This is a genomic window from Nonomuraea turcica (assembly GCF_030718205.1).
Classification (GTDB): Bacteria; Actinomycetota; Actinomycetes; order Streptosporangiales; family Streptosporangiaceae; genus Nonomuraea.
The window spans coordinates 92,370-109,909 of record NZ_JAUZQF010000026.1; the positions used below are offsets into that span (position 1 = coordinate 92,370).

A 17,540-nucleotide genomic window follows, 5' to 3' on the forward strand; every position below is an offset into this window, starting at 1 on the left:
TTCGTGCCAACACGGTGAGCTACCGGGTAGGGGGTGAGAGCAGCAAGAATGCTGGAGGCCATGGCGCGCGCGGATGGGCCGATCCAGGTCGACCCGTTCGACGGCCCGGCGATACGTGGCCCGGCGGCGAGCGGCCCACACCTTTGCCGCGCTCTTCCCTGACCTTAACCCCGCGGTCGTTTACCGGATCCGTCGAGGGCAAGCGAGCAGCGACGGATCGTTCAAAGGAGCGGAACCATGGTCGTCAAGCCCGAGCACCTCGCCTTCTACGCGGCTCTCATCGCACTGGGAGTACTGGAGATCGTGGAATGGCCCATCGTGGGCATCGTCGCCGTCGGCCACTTCCTGGCCAGCCAGCACCGCTTCGTCATCTTGCAGGAAGTCGGGGAGGCCGCGGAATCGGCCTGAGCCGCGGACCACAGCGTCAACCCGGTGTGTCATTTCCCCGGATGGCGGGTTCGCGGCCGGATGGCTGGTGGATATGGTTCTTCGGCGCCGGAGTCGGCGGGTTGGGCCGGGTGACGGACCCGGCTCGGAGCTGGATCTGCTCGCCGTGGTGGGTCAGGGCGATCGGCGGGCCCTGCATCAGCCGGTAGGTCGTGGTCTCCCGCGTGATGCTGACACCTAGCAGGCTGTCGCGGTAACGCAGCCGGAAGGCCAGCCGTTGGAGGTGCGACGGCAGCCTGGGAGCGCAGCATATCCGGCCCTGGCCGGCGCGCATCCCACCGAATCCGGCCACCAGGGCGATCCACGCCCCGGCCAGCGCGGCCATGTGGACACCGTCGACGGTGTTCTTCTCCAGGTCCGCCAGGTCCATCATGGCCGCCTCGCCGAGGTAGCGGTAGGCGAGCTCCAGGTGTCCCACCTCTGCGGCGATCACGGCCTGGGTGCAGGCCGACAGCGATGAGTCGCGCACCGTCAGCGCCTCGTAGTAGGCGAAGTTGCGGACCTTCTCCTCGGGTGTGAACGCGTCCCCGCGCAGGTGCATCGCCAGCACCAGGTCGGCCTGCTTGACCACCTGGCGGCGGTAGAGGTCGAAATAGGGGAAATGGAGCAGCAGCGGATACTGCTCGGGCTTGGTGGCGGCGAAATCCCAGAGTCCATGCCGCGTGAACCCTTCGCTCTGGGAGTGCACACCGAGCCGCTCGTCATAGGGGACGACCATCGCGTCCGCCGCCTCACGCCACGTCGTGATCTCCTCCGGGGTCACCCCGAGCTGCGCCGCCCGGCCGGGGTGGCGGGCGGCGACGTCGGCTGCCTGCCACAGGTTCTGCTGGGCCATCAGGTTGGTGTAGACGTTGTCGTCGGCGACGGCGCTGTACTCGTCGGGCCCGGTCACGCCGTCGATGTGGTATCGCCCATCGGCATCGTGATGGCCCAGGGCGAGCCACAGCCGCGCCGTCTCCACCAGCAACGGCAGGCCGGTGTCCCGCTCGAACGCCGTATCGCCCGTGGCATCACCACACGCCGTGACCGCGTACGCGATGTCGGCGTTGACATGGAACGCCGCGGTGCCCGCGGGCCAGTAGCCGGAACACTCCTGGCCGTTGATGGTCCGCCAGGGGAAGGCCGCCCCGGACAGCCCCAGCTGCGCGGCCCGCGCCTCGGCCATCGGCAGGGTCGACTTCCGCCACGACAGCGCGTCCGCGGCGGCCCGCGGATACGTGTGGGTGAGCACGGGCAGCACAAAGGTCTCGGTGTCCCAGAACGCATGCCCGTCATAGCCCGTGCCGGTCAGCCCCTTGGCGGGGATGGCGCGGTCCTCCAGCCTCGCGGCCGACTGCAGCAGGTGGAACAGCCCGAAACGGACGGCCTGCTGCACCTCGGCGTCGCCCTCGACCTCCACGTCCGCACCTTCCCAGAAGTCGTCCAGGAAGCGCCGCTGGTCGGCGCACAGCCCGTCCCAGCCGTCCAGGCGCGCGGCCGCCAGCGCCGCGACGACCTGATCGTGCATGGCGGGCCGGGAACGTCTGGCCGACCAGCCGTAGGAGAAGAGCTTGACCAGCCGCAACGGCCGGCCGGGGACAAGGCGTGCGGCGACGGTCACCCGGCTGACGTCCCCCGCGCCCTGCGCCTCGATCCGCGTGCCCTCCGGCCCGTCGAGCTCGTGACACATGGCGGCGGCCACCCGCAGGTCGCTGACCCGGGTGTGGTGGACCATGATCGCGACGCCTTCTTTGGCGGGAATGTTCTCCTCCAGGACCAACGGCGACGCCAAGGGGGCGGCCTCGCGCGGATCGCCCCCCAAGTACTGCTGGGTCTCGTTGGCGACCAGCTCCGACTGCACGACCACGTGCCGCGCCTCATCGACGGCCTCGACCTCGTACCGGATCGCGGCCACCGCGCGGTGGGTGAAGGAGACCAGCCGTGTGGAGGAGACCCGGATCCGGCCGCCTGTGGGCGAGCTCCAGTCGGCCCTGCGGGTCAGGGTCCCGGCGCGCAGGTCCAGGACGCGCTCGTGCTCGTGCAGCGTGCCGTATCGCACGTCGAACGGCTCGTCGTCGACCAGGAGCCGGACCAGTTTGCCGTTGGTGACGTTCACGCACGTCTGCCCGGACTCGGGATAGCCGTAACCCGCCTCGACGTACGGCAGGGGCCTCAGCTCGTAGAACCCGTTGAGGTAGGTGCCGGGCTCCCCGCAGGGCTCGCCCTCCTCGAGGTTGCCGCGCAGGCCGATGTGCCCGTTGGACAGCGCGAACACCGACTCGGTCTGCGCCAGCACGTCCAGGTCGAGCCGGCACTCCCGCACCGACCACGGCTCCACCGCGAACGCGGGATGCCGGATCATGAGCCGCCTCCCCGTTCCTGCGCATCCAGCAGCTCGGCGAGGTCGGAGACCACGATGTCGGCGCCGTGCCGGCGCAACGCGTCCGCCTGCCCGGTCCGGTCGACGCCGACGACGCAGGCGAACCGGCCCGCGTGGCCGGCCGCCACCCCCGCCAGCGCGTCCTCGAACACCGCCGCCTGCGCAGGCGGCAGCCCCAGCGCCTCGGCCCCCGCCAGGTACATGTCCGGGGCCGGCTTGCCCGCCAGCCGCCGCTCCTGAGCCACCACACCGTCGATCCGCGCCTGAAAATACCCGTCGAGCCCGGCGGCCGACAGAACCCGCGCGGTGTTGGCGCTCGACGACACCACCGCCGTGCGCAACCCCGCATCTCGTACGGCCAGCACATAACGGACTGAGCCGGGGAACGCTTCCACGCCGTCCCGGTCGATGACCTCCTGGACGAGGGCGTTCTTCCGGTTGCTCAACCCGTAGACAGTCATCGCATCCTGCGGATCGTCAGGCGACCCCTCCGGAAGGGTGATGCCCCGCGCGGTCAGGAAGCTTCTCGCCCCGTCCTGCCGCTTCTTCCCGTCGACGTACCGGTCGTAGTCGGTAACCGGGTCGAACGGCACGAAGGGGCTCCCCGTCCGCTCGGCCCACTTCCGCAGGAACTCATCGAACATCGACTTCCATGCCTTGGCGTGCACTGTCGCGGTGCGCGTCAGCACGCCGTCCATGTCGAACAGACATCCGCGCACTCCCTCAGGCAGCCCGAGCGTCGATGTGCCCATGCGTGCTCACCCCGGCTTCCCGGCCTGGCCGCCGAGCTCGCTGGTTGGCCTTCCGACGAGCCGGTCGGCGCCGGGCGGGCCCCAGGTCCCCGGCTCGTACGGCTCCGGCGCGGTTTTGTCGAGGACGGGATCGACGATGCGCCAGGCCTCTTCCACGGTGTCCTGGCGGGCGAAGTGACGCAGCTCCCCGGCGAGCGCATCGGTCAGGATCCGCTCGTAGGCGCTTTCGGGCTGACCGAGCGCGGTGGCGAAGCTGACCGACATGGGCACCTCCCGGGTGGCGTTGGTCTCGCCCGGTTCCTTGGCCAGCAGATTGAGGTCGACGCCCGGGTCGGGATCCAGCCGGAACCGCACGATGTTCGGCCGTGGCCGCGCGGCCTGGGTGGGCAGGAAAAGCATCCGTGGCGGGCGGCGGAGCTCGACGTCGATCCGGGTGGCGGTCACCGCGAGCGCCTTGCCCGCCGTGATGACGAACGGGACGTCCGCCCAGCGCCAGTTGTCGATCCACAGCCGCAGCGCGACGTAGGTCTCGGTGGTCGACCCGGCGGCCACCCCCGGCGTGTCGAGGTAGCCCATGTATTGGCCGCGCACGACGTCGCCCGGGTCCACGGTCCGGACCGCGCGCAACAGCCGGAGCTTCTCATCACGCTCCGCCTCCGTGCTGCCGTCCGCCGGCGCGTCCATGGCCAGGTAGGCCAGCACCTGGATCAGATGGTTCTGCACCACGTCACGCACGGCGCCGACCGCGTCGTAGAACGCCCCACGGTCGGCGACGTCGAACGCCTCGGCCATGGTGATCCGCACCGCGGCGACGTGGGACCGGTTCCACACGGGCTCGAAGAGTCCGTTGGCGAAGCGGAACACCATGAGATTCTCGACGGCCTCCTTGCCGAGGAAGTGGTCGACACGCAGCAGCCGGTCCTCGGGAAAGTATCGGTGCAGTTCCGCGTTGAGCCGCCCGGCGGAGGCGAGATCGGAGCCGAAGGGTTTCTCCACCACGAGGCGGCCTCGGGTGTTCAATCCCGCAGCGCCCAGCCCGCGGGCGATGGCCGTGAACAGAGACGGCGGCACGGCGAGGTAATGCACGCCGAATGCGGCGTCCCCCATCTTCCGTCCGAGTTCGGCGAATATGGCGGGCTCTGTCACATCGCCGGCGACCAGACCCAGCCTCTCGGTGAGCGAGCCGCACACACTCTCGTCCACGTCGCCGAACGCGGCCGCGACGCTGTCGTGGACGTGTCGCCGGAGCCAGGCCGGGTTGAGGTCGCCGCGGTCCACGCCGATGACCGGCACGTCCAGCACGCCACGGGCGGTCAAGCGGTACAAGGCCGGAATGAGCTTCTTCTTGGCGAGGTCGCCGGCGATGCCATAGACCACCAGGGTCTGCCCCTGCTGTGCGTTCGTGTCCACGGGCCCCCCAACCCCTGCGCTGCGCCGCGTCGACGCTTCAAGTGATGGGCGACACGGGCGCAGACACGCCAAGACTCCTACGCCCATACCCAACGTGGCCATGACGTACCTGCTGCTCAGCGGTGTACCTCTCGCCCGGTGGGCCGATCAGTCGTCATCATCCTCCTCACGCTCGGCGCCCAGACCGAAGCGGTTGAGGAACTGCGTGAGAGGGCCGTTGGCGAGCTTGCCTTCGCTCCTGGCCTCGGCCAGGTCCTTGCCGAGCTCCTGGATCTTCTCTCGAGCTTCCTGTGTCTTGCCTTCGACGACCTTCTTGGCCGCTTCGCGGATCTTTTCGTGCGCCTTATCGGCAAGTTCGTCGTCAATGCCGCCCTGCGCTTGCTGGGCGCTCACGGCCTGGTCGAGGGCGGCCAGCCAGGTCCGCGGATCCCGCGCGTCCGGCCGCGTCGGTGTGACCTTTGGGGACGGCGTCGGCCGTACGGACGCTCGAGTGGTCGAGCGGGTGGCCGTCGGCTGGGGCTGTTCCGACGCGCGGGCAGCGTCGGACGAAGCCGCTGATGGCGATGGCTCCGCGGCGTGATCCTCCGACCCGGAGAACACGGTCACGGCACCCAGTGTGATGACCGCGATGACCGCGACGGCGGCGGCGACCTGGAGGAGCAGGCGCCGGCCATCCGCCGGCCCCGGCTGCGCGGCGGCGTTCAGGGCGCCAGGCGATGGGGCGTCGAAGAGGCGGGTATCGCCCGCCCTGGCGACACCGGGCGGGGGCACTGGTGTCACCCTCGTCGGCTGATGCGCGTGTCGTCCTCGGATGCGGGCCGCATGGGCAACGGCGGCAAAGCCTTGGCGTACCTGCTCGGCGCCGGCCGGGCGGTCGGCGGGATCCTTGGCGAGCATGGCCAGGACAAGTCGCTCCAGCTCGATCGGGATGTCCGGCCGGTGACTGCTCGGCGGGGCGGGTGAGTGGTGGACGTGCTGGTAGACCACCTCGGGGGGCGAGCCGGTGAAGGGTGGCCGGCCGCTCAGCAGCTCGTACGCCACGCAGCCCAGCGCGTACAGGTCGGTCGCGACCTCCCCGCCGGCGCCGTCGATCTGCTCGGGGGCCAGGTAGGCCGCGGTGCCCACGATGGTGCCGACCGTTGTCAACCGGGAGGCCTCGCTGGCCAGGTGGGCCAGCCCGAAGTCGACGATCTTCAAAGCGCCGGTGCCGGTCAAGTGGAGGTTGGCGGGTTTGATGTCACGATGGACCACTCCGACCTGGTGGGCGGCATCCAGCCCAGCAGCGGCCTGGCTGAGCAGATAGCACGCCTCTGCGACCGGTAGCGGGCCACGAGCAGCCAGCTCGGCGGCCAGATTGCGACCGGCGAGCAGTTCCATGACGAGGTAGCGCCGTCGCTCGTCGTGCCCGACGTCCAGCACCGTCACCACATTGGGGTGCGCGATCCGCGCCGCGGCTTTGGACTCGCGGGCGAACCGCTCGGCCGCGGCGATGCCTCCCGTCAAGGGATTCATGATCTTGACCGCGACTAGTACGTCCAGCCGCCGATCGTGACCGCGCCAGACCTCCGCCATGCCGCCCCGGCCGATCAACTCGATTAACTCGTACCGCCCGGCAATCACTACGGGCTTCACGTCCGGCATGTCCGCACCAATCAGGTTACTCTCCACAACTGCGGCCTAACCTTACGGGTACGCCTGCCCATGCCGAGTCGGCCGATGCGTCACTGACCGGCCGGGAGCTGCTCCCGGGCAGGAAGCCGGGGGTGGGCGGGGACGCCGCTGGGACGCGGCCGGAGCACCCGGGCCAGGATGCCGGGCGACAACAGGCGCTGTGGCGGGGCCTGCAGGTTGGCGACGCTCAGGAAGGCGTGCCCGACCGCCGGGTCCGCCTCCGCGGCCACGTGGAGGCGTGAGATGTAGCGGTTGAGCAGCTTCACACGCAGAGGACGTGGAGCCTCGACGGACGGGAACCGCAGATCACCACCGACCGACAGGTCCCAGGGCACGTCGATGATCCGCGCGGCCCGCTCGAAGAAGCGGCGGGCCAGGCCGTCGCGTCGGCCGTCCTGCAAGGACTCACGCAGGGCGACGGCCTCGCAGGCGGCCACCGTCATGCCCTGCCCGTAGCTGGGATTGAACTGGCACAGGGCATCACCGAACACCACATAGCCCTCGGGGAACCGGCTCAGCTGTTCGTAGCGGCGCCGAATGCTCACGGGGATGCGCATCCGCCGCGGCTCCCCCAGCGGTTCCAGACGCTCCAGGAGGCGGTGTAGATCGGGGACCGGGAGCCGGGCGGCGAACCCGTGGTATCCGTCAGAGTCGATGGGCGGGACGTCGTCGCCCATGCCGAACAGGGTGACGAGCCAGCGGTCTCCCTCCCCGCTGAGGGCGACGCCGCCCCTCGGGACCGAGGTACTGTGCCCCACGACCATGGCGACGAAGTCGGCGTCGCCGGGCCGGCGCCGGTACTCACGCGAAACGTACTGCAGCCGGGAGTCGACACGTTCCTCCGGTGCGGGCTCGTATCCCAGTCGGCGCAGCCACTCCGCACCCCGGTTTCCCCGGCCCACGGCGTTCACCACGACATCGGCGGCCATGTCCTCGGGCTGGAGCCCCGGACGCTGCAGACGTACTCCGGTGACGGCGCCATCCCCGCCGGCGATCGGCTCGACCACCTCGCAGCGCTCGTGGATCGCCACGCCGGGAAGATCCGCCACCCGGGACCGCAGATACCGTTCGAGTTCGGGCCGGCTGACCGTCAGGCCGCGCAGTCGCGAGGGCGCGGGGTGCAGCAGCCGGCCGTCGTTGTACCAGCGGACGTCGTCCTGGATGTCGCAGGTGGTGGCGCCCGCGGCGACCAGGTCCGCGGTCAGCCCGGGGAACAGGTCCTCGAGGATCTCGCAGCCCCGGGACAACATCCCGTGCGCGTGATGCCCCTGCGGCACGCCTCGCCGGGCGACTCCTTCGGCGGGCAACGCGTCACGGTCGATCACCGTGACCCGCTCGAACGTCTCACTGAGCACCCGGGCCACCAGGAGCCCGCCGATCCCCGCACCCGCGACGACGGCGTGTCCGATTCGCTTGATCATGGTTCACCTCGTTGTCCGGCCGCCCGGACCGGGCGGCGCCGCGTTCACCACAACGAGAGTGGGCCGGCCTGCTTCAGGGCCGCTGGGAACGGGCTTCCCCAGCGACTTCCCAGGCTTCTAGCGCCCCGGCCGATGGCGGGGGCGGCTGCGATCAGCGGATCATTGTCCAGCGATCAACGAGCTGAGCAGGGCGCTCGCATCCTGCCGAGACATGGCGCGCCCGCGGGCCGCATGGCGTTCGTACTCCTCCGGCGCAAGCGCCCCGCGAACGGCGGCGGCCTCGCGCGGCCCGTCCAACGGGTCCATCAGCTCCGGGGAGACGCCGGCTCGCTTGCCGATGGCCTCCACGGCCCCCATCAGCACCGCCGCGTGCTCGGCCCGGCCGGTCAGCGCGAGGGCGCGGGCCGCGCTGTGCACCGTCACCAGCCAGAAGGAGATGTCTCCGTAACGGTCCATCGTGGCCAGGATGTCCGCCGCGATGGCCAGTGCCCGAGCGCCGTCCCCGCGGTCCGAGGCCGTCTTCATGTCGCACCAGGCCGCCCCGTCCGCGGCCCAGTCGTGGCCACTGGCGCGAGCGGCGTCGATGGCCTCACGAAAGACCCCGTCGGCGCCCGGCAGATCCCCCAGCACCCGCAGGGCCATGCCCCGGACCATGAGCGTTTCGGCCTCCAGCCAGTCCAGAGTGCTGCGCCGGGCCAGCTCGACGGCCTCGCGGGTGAGGGCCTCGGCGTCAAGCGCCACCCCGGCCAGCAGGCCCAGGTAGGCGGCGTAGGCGGCCGCGCCCGCCTCCGTCACCGGGTCGCCGGCCCGGCGGGCCTCCTCGATCGCCGAACAGGCCGCCTGGTACGCCTGCGGCGGCTGTCCGGCCAGGTAGTGCAGCCCCGTGAGCGCGTACCAGGCACGCGCCCGGATGTCCGCACCGGCTCGCGGGGCCGCCGCGAACGCCTCGGACAGCCAGGCGAGGCCCTCCCCGACATGCCCCATGCGGAACCAGAACCAGAACAGCGCGCCGCTCAGCCGGAGCGCGTACTCGCCGTCACCCGCCGCCAGCGACGAGGCGAACGCGGCCCGGAACTCCGCCTGATCGCGGCTCAGCCCGCTCAGCAACGCCGCTCCCTGCGGGCCGCGGAGATGACGATCGGCGTTCTCAGCCCTGGCCAGGGCCCAGGCGCGGTGGCGTTCCTGTGCCTGGGCCGTCTCGTCCGGGGAGAGCGCGGCCATGGCGTACTGGCGCAGGGTCTCCAGCATCCGGTAGCGGCGTGGCGCCGTGCCGGGCTGGGCGGTGACCAGCGATTTGCGGACCAACGCCGACAGCGGCGGCAGGACGGGATCGACTCCTCCGACCGCGGCGGCGGCCTCCAGGTCGAAACCGGCTTCGAACACGGCGAGCCGGTGGAAGAGCCGGCGCTCCTCCGGCTGCAGCAATTGGTCGCTCCAGGCGACCGTGGCCAGGAGAGTGCGATGGCGGTCCGGCCGTCCGACTGATCCGTCCACCAACAGGGTGAAGCGATCCTCCGCGGCATCGGCGATCTGGGCGACGGACAGCGCCCGGCTTTGCGCGGCGGCGAGTTCGATGGCCAACGGGATGCCGTCGAGCCGCGCGCACAGGGCGGCGATCCTTTCCCTGTCGCCCGGCTCGGCCACCCAGCCGGGCGAGACGGCCGCCGCACGGCGCACGAACAGGTCCGCGGCCTCCGTGGCGGCGTCCAGGGGCGGTACTTCGTAGACCGTTTCGCCCGAGATGCCCAGGGGTTCGCGGCTGGTGCACAGCATCCGTACGGTGCCGCAGCGGGTCAGCAGGGTGTGGACGAGCATGGCGGCGGGGACCAGCAGATGCTCGCAGTTGTCCAGGACGATCAGCATGTCGCGGCCGGCGATCATCCCGGCCAGCTGATCGGGAGATGCCGCGGTAGGCAGCCCTAGGGCGGCGGCCATGGTCGCGGTGAGCAGTTCGGGTGCGTGCAGACCGGCGATCTCCACGAGCCAGGGCCCGTCGGCGTCAGTACGGGCGCGTGCGACTTCCAAGGCCAGGCGCGTCTTGCCGACGCCGCCCGGGCCGGTGAGCGTGACCAGCCGGTGCCCGTCCAGCAGAGCTGCGACGGCCGCGAGGTCACCGTCGCGGCCGACGAAGCTGGACAGCGTGAACGGCAGATTGCCCGAGTGCGGTGCCGGAGCCGCGGCCGGTGGGTACGACATGCGGCTGGGCTCAGCGGGCTCCGGGGCCAGCCGCGGGTCCTGGGCGAGTACGGCCGCCTCCAGCTCGCGCAGGCCGCGTCCCGGGTCGATGCCCAGTTCGTCGGCCAGTTTCCTGCGTACGGCTCGCAGGGTGGCGAGCGCGTCGGCCTGCCGTCCCGACCGGTATAAGGCGAGGACCAGTAACTCCCAGCCTCGCTCCCGCAGCGGCTGCTCGGCGATCAGTGCCTCCAGCTCGCCCACGGCAGCGGCGTGCTGCCCGGATGCGATGACGGCGGCCAGTCTGTCCTCGCAGACCGTGGCCCGCAGGTCCTCCAGCCGGGTCGCGTCGGGCACCGCGAAGGCCGCCGGGCCGAAGTCGGCATAGGCCGGGCCCCGCCACAGCGCGAGCGCCTGTCCGAGCAGGTCCGCGGCGAGTTCAGGGTCGCCGCCCTCCAGCGCGCGCCGGCCGCGAGCGGCCAGATCGGTGAAACGCTCGGCGTCCACCGCGGCGGGTGCCGCCCGAAGGGCGTATCCGGGTCCCTCGCGTACCAGCAGGCGGGCCGGAGCGCCGGGCGGCCTTTCCGGCTCCAGCGTCTTGCGCAGATCGGCCACGTACCCATGGAGTGTCGTCAGGGAGGGAAGTCGCGTGCCTTCCCACACTTCGGAGAGAATCCGCTCTGCCGAGACGCTCCTGCCCCGCGCGATCAGCAGCAGCGCCAGCACGGCCCGCTGACGCGGGCCGCCGAGCCCTGCGGGGCGACCGCTGACCTCGGCCCGGAGCGGCCCCAGAACGCCGAACCTCACGTCCTCGGTCACGCTCACCAGCAGACCTCCCGCCGTCCTGCACGCGCTGTGAGAATATCCGAATCATCCACATATTCGAAGAAGTACACGCGGCCCACAGCCCGGCAGATCTACCGGTCCACCAGCTGCCCGTTCCCACCGACGTCGTCATGCTCGAACGAGTTGGTGTACGCGTCGCCGGAAGGGCTGTGAACCCGGTCAACGAGCGGGAGCCGCAGCGCGAACCTGGCTCCCCGTGGTGAGTCCTCGACCTCCAGGCTGCCGTTGTGGGCGCGGGCGATGTCACGGGAGATGGCCAGGCCGAGCCCGCTTCCGCCGGGATCCCGGCTGCGGCTGTCGTCCAGGCGGACGAAGCGTTCGAAGATGCGCTCCCGATCGGCAGGGGCGACGCCCGGGCCGTCGTCGGTCACCGCGACGACGGCTTCGTCCTCGTCCTGCTCGACGGTGACGCCGACCGCGGACTCGGCATGCCGCTGCGCGTTGGCCAGGAGGTTGTCCAATACCCGGATGAGCTGCATCCGATGCCCGCGGATCACGAGCCCGCGGGGTGCGCGGATGTCGGCCGGCACGCGGCCGGTTTTGACGTTCACCTCCGTGGCGACCAGCTCGCCCAGGTCGATGTGCTCCGGAGGGGTGGGTTCGGCGGCCCGCAGGCGGGCCAGCTGCAGCAGGTCGTCGACGATCGCCTCCAACCGGTCCGTGGCCGACAATGCGGTGCGGATCGTCTCGTGCGGGTCGACGTCATCGGGGTACCGCGCCGCCTCCTCCAATTGCGCGCGCAGCCCGGTGATCGGATTTCGCAGCTCGTGTGAGGTGGTCGAGGCGAACCGGCGCTGCTGCTCCACCGCGCCCTCCAGGTGGGCGAGTGTCTGGTTGGCGGTGACGGCGAGCTGTGCGATCTCGTCCCGGCCCGGCGGAACGGGGACCCGCAGGCTCAGATCGCTGACCGTGATCTCCGATATCCGCGCCCGGATCGCCTCGACGGGACGCAGCGTACGCCCTACCAGCAGCCACGTCGTCCATGCCGCGACGGCGACGAGGAGGGCGATCCCCGTGCCGATGACGTATTCGAGGCGATGCGTGGACAGGACGTCGGGCTCGGGAAGGCCTGCGTAGACGACGCCGGCGTCCGGCGCCGGACTCAGCCGGATGGCCATCAGCATGAGGCAGTGGCCGCCCCAGGGACACTCGATGTAGCGCTGGAACCGGTCATCCGGCGGCGGGCGGACCCGGCTGAGCGGAAGGGTGTCCGATGCCATCTTGCTGGACTCCACGACCCGCTGGTGGGCGTCGACGACCTGGATGAGCTCGACGTGGCCGGAGGCGGGGATCCGGTGCGGGACAACGCCGGTGCGGGCCGCCGCGCTCCATTGACTCGCCACCCGCTCGGCCTCGTTGAAGACCATCATTTGGACCTTGGCCCGGATCGCCAGGTCCAGCGTCGCGCCGAGCGCGGAAAGGACGATCAGCGAGAACACGCCCATGGCCAGCGCGTATCGCGCCCGGATGGAACTCTTCAGAGACCAGGTCATACCTTCAGTCTCAGACCCATCACAGGGTGACGGAAATGAGTATTTTGTCCGTTTTATACGCTAGGCGTATGGATGTGCAGCTGCGCCATCTCCGGATGCTCGTCGCAGTCGTCGATGCGGGCACGTTCACCGACGCGGCAGCCATGCTCGGTTGCTCGCAGGCCGCCGTCTCGCGCTCGATCGCCGCCCTCGAGACCACCCTCGGCACTCGCATGTTGGATCGTTCCACACATCACGTCCTGCTCACCGGCCCAGGTAGCCGCGTCGTCGCCCACGCCCGGCGCATCCTCGACGAGGTCGCCTTCCTTCAGCGGATCGCCGAGGACTCCCGTACGGAGCTCCGCGTCGGCTACGCCTACGCCGCCATGGGCAAGCACACACGGCGCCTGCAGAAGACGTGGGCCGCCGCCCATCCCGGGGTGTCGCTGGTGTTCGTCCATTCCAACACCCCGACGGGCGGTCTCAGCGAGGGCATCGCCGACGTCTCCGTGATCCGCCGGCCCCTCGCCGACGACCGCTTCGAAACCGCCTCGATCGGCATCGAGTACCGCTACGCCGCGGTGGACACCGACAACGCCCTCGCCCGGCGCCGCTCCCTGCGGCTGGCCGATCTCGCCCGCTACACCGTCGCGATCGACTACCGCAGCGGTACGACCAGCCTGGACCTGTGGCCGCCCGACGCCCAGCCGGTCAGCACCCGCAGCATCGACGGGGTCGACGAGTGGCTCACTCTCATCGCCGCCGGCCAGGCCGTCGGAATGACCGCCGAGGCCACCGCCAACCAGAATCCCCGTCCCGGCGTCGCCTACCGCGTCGTCACCGACGCGCCCCCCATCGACGTGCGGCTGGCCTGGTGGAAGGACGACCCGCCCCCGCTCCTGGACGCCCTGGTGGACATGACCCGTCAGCTGTACGCAACCGCCCCGCCCCGAGCGCAACGCCACCGGCCACCCGCCACGGCACGGGCATCGGCCACACCAGGCGGCGGGGCTGACCGATGATCAGGTGACGTGCCGATGCGGTCGGCCGTGGCCGGTGGGCGGCCTAGTGGCCTCGGTCAGGCGCCGACGTAGGCCGCGAGATGCTCGCCGGTGAGGGTGGAGCGGGCGGCGACGAGGTCGGCGGGTGTGCCCTCGAAGACGATCCGGCCGCCGTCGTGACCGGCGCCGGGGCCGAGGTCGATGATCCAGTCGGCGTGCGCCATGACCGCCTGGTGGTGCTCGACGACGATGACCGACTTGCCGGCATCCACGAGCCGGTCGAGCAGACCGAGCAGCTGCTCGACGTCGGCGAGGTGGAGGCCGGAGGTGGGCTCGTCGAGGACGTAGACACCGCCCTTCTCGGCCATGTGGGTGGCCAGCTTGAGCCGCTGCCGCTCGCCGCCGGACAGCGTGGTGAGCGGCTGACCGAGGGTGAGGTAACCGAGCCCGACGTCGGCGAGCCGGCCGAGAATGGCGTGCGCGGCCGGCGTACGCGCCTCGCCGGCGCCGAAGAACTCCTCGGCCTCGGTCACCGACATCGCGAGCACCTCGCTGATGTCGCGGCCGCCGAGGTGGTGGTCCAGCACCGATGCCGCAAACCGCTTCCCTTCGCACTCCTCGCAGGTGGTGGCGACGCCGGCCATCATCGCCAGGTCGGTGTAGATGACGCCGGCGCCGTTGCAGACGGGGCAGGCGCCCTCGGAGTTGGCGCTGAACAGCGCCGGCTTCACACCGTTGGCCTTCGCGAACGCCTTGCGGATCGGATCGAGCAGCCCGGTGTAGGTCGCCGGGTTGCTCCGTCGTGAGCCGCGGATCGCGCCCTGATCGATCGACACCACGCCCGCACCGCCGGGGATCGACCCGTGCACGAGCGAGCTCTTGCCGGAGCCGGCGACGCCGGTGACGACGACGAGCACGCCGAGCGGGATGTCGACGTCGACCTCGCGCAGGTTGTTCGCCGTCGCGCCGCGGATCTCCAGCGTGCCGGTGGGCTTGCGGGTCGTCTCCTTGAGTGCGGCCCGGTCGTCGAGATGGCGGCCGGTGATGGTGCCGGCGGCGCGCAGCCCCTCGACGGTGCCCTCGAAGCAGACCGCGCCGCCCGCCGTACCGGCGCCGGGGCCGAGGTCGACGACGTGGTCGGCGATCGCGATCACCTCCGGCTTGTGCTCCACGACGAGCACCGTGTTGCCTTTGTCCCGCAGCCGCCGCAGCAGGTTGTTCATCCGCTGGATGTCGTGCGGGTGCAGCCCGATGGTGGGCTCGTCGAAGACGTAGGTGACGTCGGTGAGTGAGGAGCCGAGGTGGCGGATCATCTTGACGCGCTGTGCCTCGCCGCCCGACAGCGTGCCCGACGGCCGCTCCAGCGAGAGGTAGCCCAGCCCGATCTCCACGAATGAGTCGAGGGTCCGCTGCAGCGTGGCGAGCAGCGGCGCCACCGACGGCTCGTCAAGGCCGCGGATCCATTCGGCCAGGTCGCTGATCTGCATCGCGCACGCGTCGGCGATGCTGATCCCGCCGATGCGCGACGACCGGGCCGCCTCGCTGAGCCGGGTGCCGCCGCACTCGGGACAGGAGGTGAAGGTGGCGGCCCGGTCCACGAACTCCCGGATGTGCGGCTGCATCGCCTCCCGGTCCTTGGACAGGAACGACTTCTGGACCTTCGGGATCAGCCCCTCGTACGTGAAGGTCCCGCCCTCGACCTTCACCTTGGTCGCCTCCCGGTAGAGGAAGTTGTGCATCTCCTTCTTGGTGAACTCGCGGATCGGCTTGTTCGGGTCGAGGAAGCCGGACTCGGCGTAGATGCGCACGGTCCACCAGCTGTCCGACTTCCAGCCAGGGATGGTGAACGCGCCCTCGGCGATCGACTTGGAGTCGTCGTAGAGCTGGGTGAGGTCGATGTCGGAGACCGTGCCCCGGCCTTCGCAGCGCGGGCACATGCCGCCGGTGATGCTGAAGTCGCGGCGCTCCTTCACGGTCCGTCCGGCGCGCTCCAGGGTGACCGCACCCGCTCCACTGATCGAGGCGACGTTGAAGGAGAACGCCTGGGGCGAGCCGATGTGCGGCTGCCCGAGCCGGCTGAAGAGGATGCGCAGCATCGCGTTGGCGTCGGTGGCGGTGCCGACCGTGGAGCGGGGGTCGGCGCCCATCCGCTGCTGGTCGACGATGATCGCGGTCGTCAGCCCTTCGAGTACGTCGACCTCAGGCCGCGCCAGCGTCGGCATGAAGCCCTGCACGAACGCGCTGTACGTCTCGTTGATCATCCGCTGCGACTCCGCGGAGATCGTGCCGAACACCAGAGAGCTCTTGCCCGAGCCGGACACGCCCGTGAACACCGTCAGCCGGCGCTTGGGGATCTCGACGCTGACGTCCTTGAGGTTGTTCACGCGCGCGCCGTGCACGCGGATCAAGTCGTGGCTGTCGGCAGCGTGCGGCGCAGGCGACTGCGTGTCCGTCGTCGTGGCCATGCTCATCCTTTCTCCGTCTCTGGATGGAGCCGCCTGCGCGGTCTCCATCCGGTCGCCTCGCTCAATCTGAGCAGCTCTGAGCAGTATGTCCGGTTTCCTGTGTCGGCGCAGGCTCAGGAGGACGAGTCGTCCTGGAGGTGATGTCCATGACAGTCACGCTAACTACGGCTCGCCGACCGGCGCTTCTCGATTCCTGCTCGCTTAGCTGGCGCCGGGCGTGGGCGATCCAGCTCCTCGTGACAGTGGCAGCACCGGAATGCGCAAGGTGGTCGTACCGGTGGAGAGGCGGAACGTGACGTCGATCGGGGTGGCCCCGAGCGGGCGACGGATGTCGATGAGTTCCAGGTGCGGACGGTCCTGCCCTTGTTGAAGTGAGAGGACGCCGCCAGCGGGGACCGTCACCTTGACAGCTTGCCGGGGGGCGGACGGTCTTGCGCGGTAAGCGACGCTTTGGGCGTGCACGGTGCTGACGCCGTCGAGTTGCTGAGGTGTGTCGCTGCGGTTGACCAGGGTCAGGTACAGGCCCAGGTCGTCGCCGGTTTTCTGCTGGTCCATGGGCGGGGCCAGAATGTGGACGTGCAGCAGCTGCATCGCGCCGACCTGCGCATCGACCAGGCCCTCCCGGTTCCGGGTGGACTGGGGAAGAGGGGACTCCCGTTGAGCAGGGTTACAGGCCACAAGGGGCGACAGCACACAGAGCGCCAGGAGGAGTCGAAGCGTTACTCGCCTTGCGCTGACGCGCAAGGCCCCATGTGATGTCCCCATATCGCGCTCCCCCGTGATGTTCCGGCTGCTCTGGTCAGGCCGTGATGAGGGGAGTGCTGTGGTCGGCGGGCGCCGCCTGCGGAGGCCTGACCGCATGCAGGATGTACCCGCCTACAACTTTGCCGAACGCATCGCGTTGACCTTGCGCGCCCGACGCCCTATCTTGGACCAATCGTTCCAGGATGGGAGTTCTGATGGTTGATTTCCAGGTCTACGACGAGAACAACGCACCCGAGGAGGCCCGGCCGCAACTGGAAGCGGCCAAGAGGCGGATGGGGTTCGTCACCACACTGAACGGCGTGATGGCCGAGTCACCGGAACTGCTGGCCGGCTACAACGCCCTGGCCGAGCTGTTCGGCAAGTCCTCGCTCCCGGGACCGGCCAAACACGTGGTCTGGATCACCGCGAGCGTGGAGAACGGCTGCGAGTACTGCGTGGCCGCGCATTCCACCCTCGCCTTGCGCGCCCGCGTACCAGAGCAGGTCGTGGCAGCGCTGCGCGCGGGCAAGACGCTCGACGACACCCGCCTGGAGGCGGCGCGACGCCTCACCCAGGCCATGGTCGCCCAGCGCGGCTGGGTGAACGACACCGAGATCGAAGCGTTCCTGGCCGCCGGCTACGCCCGCCGCCACGTGCTGGACATCGTGCTCGGCATCGGCATGAAGACGCTGTCCAACTACACCAACCACATCGCGCACACGCCCCTTGACCCTGCGTGGCAGGATCAGGAATGGAGCCGCGACCACGCCCGCGTCTGAT

12 protein-coding genes are annotated in these 17,540 nt (G+C 70.3%); 3 read left to right on the plus strand and 9 right to left on the minus strand.

Annotated elements, in window-relative coordinates; translation table 11 throughout:
• Window positions 1–237: 237 nt before the first annotated feature.
• A complete protein-coding gene (locus Q9G87_RS47400) occupies window positions 238–408 on the plus strand; it encodes a hypothetical protein (protein WP_305923237.1) in 171 nt (56 codons plus the stop codon).
• 16 nt (window positions 409–424) lie between these two features.
• On the opposite strand, the gene Q9G87_RS47405 is transcribed toward Q9G87_RS47400, so the two are convergent.
• The 7 genes from Q9G87_RS47405 to Q9G87_RS47435 form a co-directional block, all read right to left on the minus strand.
• Complete coding sequence (locus Q9G87_RS47405; RefSeq protein WP_305923238.1) at window positions 425–2,788, minus strand: glycoside hydrolase family 65 protein; 2,364 nt, start codon at window positions 2,786–2,788, stop codon at window positions 425–427.
• Window positions 2,785–3,558, minus strand: a complete 774-nt coding sequence (locus tag Q9G87_RS47410; protein WP_305923239.1) for a beta-phosphoglucomutase family hydrolase — start codon at window positions 3,556–3,558, stop codon at window positions 2,785–2,787. Before Q9G87_RS47410 ends, Q9G87_RS47405 begins: the two co-directional genes overlap by 4 nt.
• Window positions 3,559–3,564: 6 nt before the next feature.
• Window positions 3,565–4,968: a glucose-6-phosphate dehydrogenase gene (gene zwf / locus Q9G87_RS47415; protein ID WP_305923240.1), complete on the minus strand. Its 1,404-nt coding sequence runs from the start codon at window positions 4,966–4,968 to the stop codon at window positions 3,565–3,567.
• A gap of 147 nt (window positions 4,969–5,115) precedes the next feature.
• Entirely contained in the window at window positions 5,116–6,609 is a 1,494-nt protein-coding gene (locus tag Q9G87_RS47420) for a serine/threonine-protein kinase (RefSeq protein ID WP_305923241.1), read from the minus strand.
• 80 nt (window positions 6,610–6,689) lie between these two features.
• On the minus strand, window positions 6,690–8,060 hold the full coding sequence (locus tag Q9G87_RS47425; RefSeq protein WP_305923242.1) for an NAD(P)/FAD-dependent oxidoreductase: 1,371 nt from the start codon (window positions 8,058–8,060) through the stop codon (window positions 6,690–6,692).
• A 159-nt stretch (window positions 8,061–8,219) separates the two neighbouring features.
• Window positions 8,220–11,051: a BTAD domain-containing putative transcriptional regulator gene (locus Q9G87_RS47430; protein WP_305923243.1), complete on the minus strand. Its 2,832-nt coding sequence runs from the start codon at window positions 11,049–11,051 to the stop codon at window positions 8,220–8,222.
• 98 nt (window positions 11,052–11,149) lie between these two features.
• Window positions 11,150–12,571 (minus strand): sensor histidine kinase, encoded by a 1,422-nt coding sequence (locus Q9G87_RS47435; protein WP_305923244.1) that lies wholly within the window; start codon window positions 12,569–12,571, stop codon window positions 11,150–11,152.
• Window positions 12,572–12,639: 68 nt separating this feature from the next.
• On the opposite strand from Q9G87_RS47435, the gene Q9G87_RS47440 reads away from it, so the two are divergent.
• Window positions 12,640–13,572, plus strand: coding sequence for a LysR family transcriptional regulator (locus Q9G87_RS47440; protein ID WP_305923245.1), 933 nt, complete (start codon window positions 12,640–12,642; stop codon window positions 13,570–13,572).
• 56 nt (window positions 13,573–13,628) lie between these two features.
• On the opposite strand, the gene Q9G87_RS47445 is transcribed toward Q9G87_RS47440, so the two are convergent.
• Both Q9G87_RS47445 and Q9G87_RS47450 read right to left on the minus strand, forming a co-directional pair.
• Window positions 13,629–16,022 (minus strand): excinuclease ABC subunit UvrA, encoded by a 2,394-nt coding sequence (locus tag Q9G87_RS47445; protein WP_305923246.1) that lies wholly within the window; start codon window positions 16,020–16,022, stop codon window positions 13,629–13,631.
• Window positions 16,023–16,217: 195 nt separating this feature from the next.
• Window positions 16,218–16,607, minus strand: a complete 390-nt coding sequence (locus Q9G87_RS47450; RefSeq protein ID WP_305923247.1) for a copper chaperone PCu(A)C — start codon at window positions 16,605–16,607, stop codon at window positions 16,218–16,220.
• Window positions 16,608–16,975: 368 nt separating this feature from the next.
• On the opposite strand from Q9G87_RS47450, the gene Q9G87_RS47455 reads away from it, so the two are divergent.
• Window positions 16,976–17,539 carry a carboxymuconolactone decarboxylase family protein gene (locus Q9G87_RS47455; protein ID WP_305923248.1) on the plus strand — a complete coding sequence of 188 codons (564 nt, stop codon included), beginning with the start codon at window positions 16,976–16,978 and terminating at the stop codon, window positions 17,537–17,539.
• The last annotated feature ends 1 nt before the right edge of the window (window position 17,540 follow it).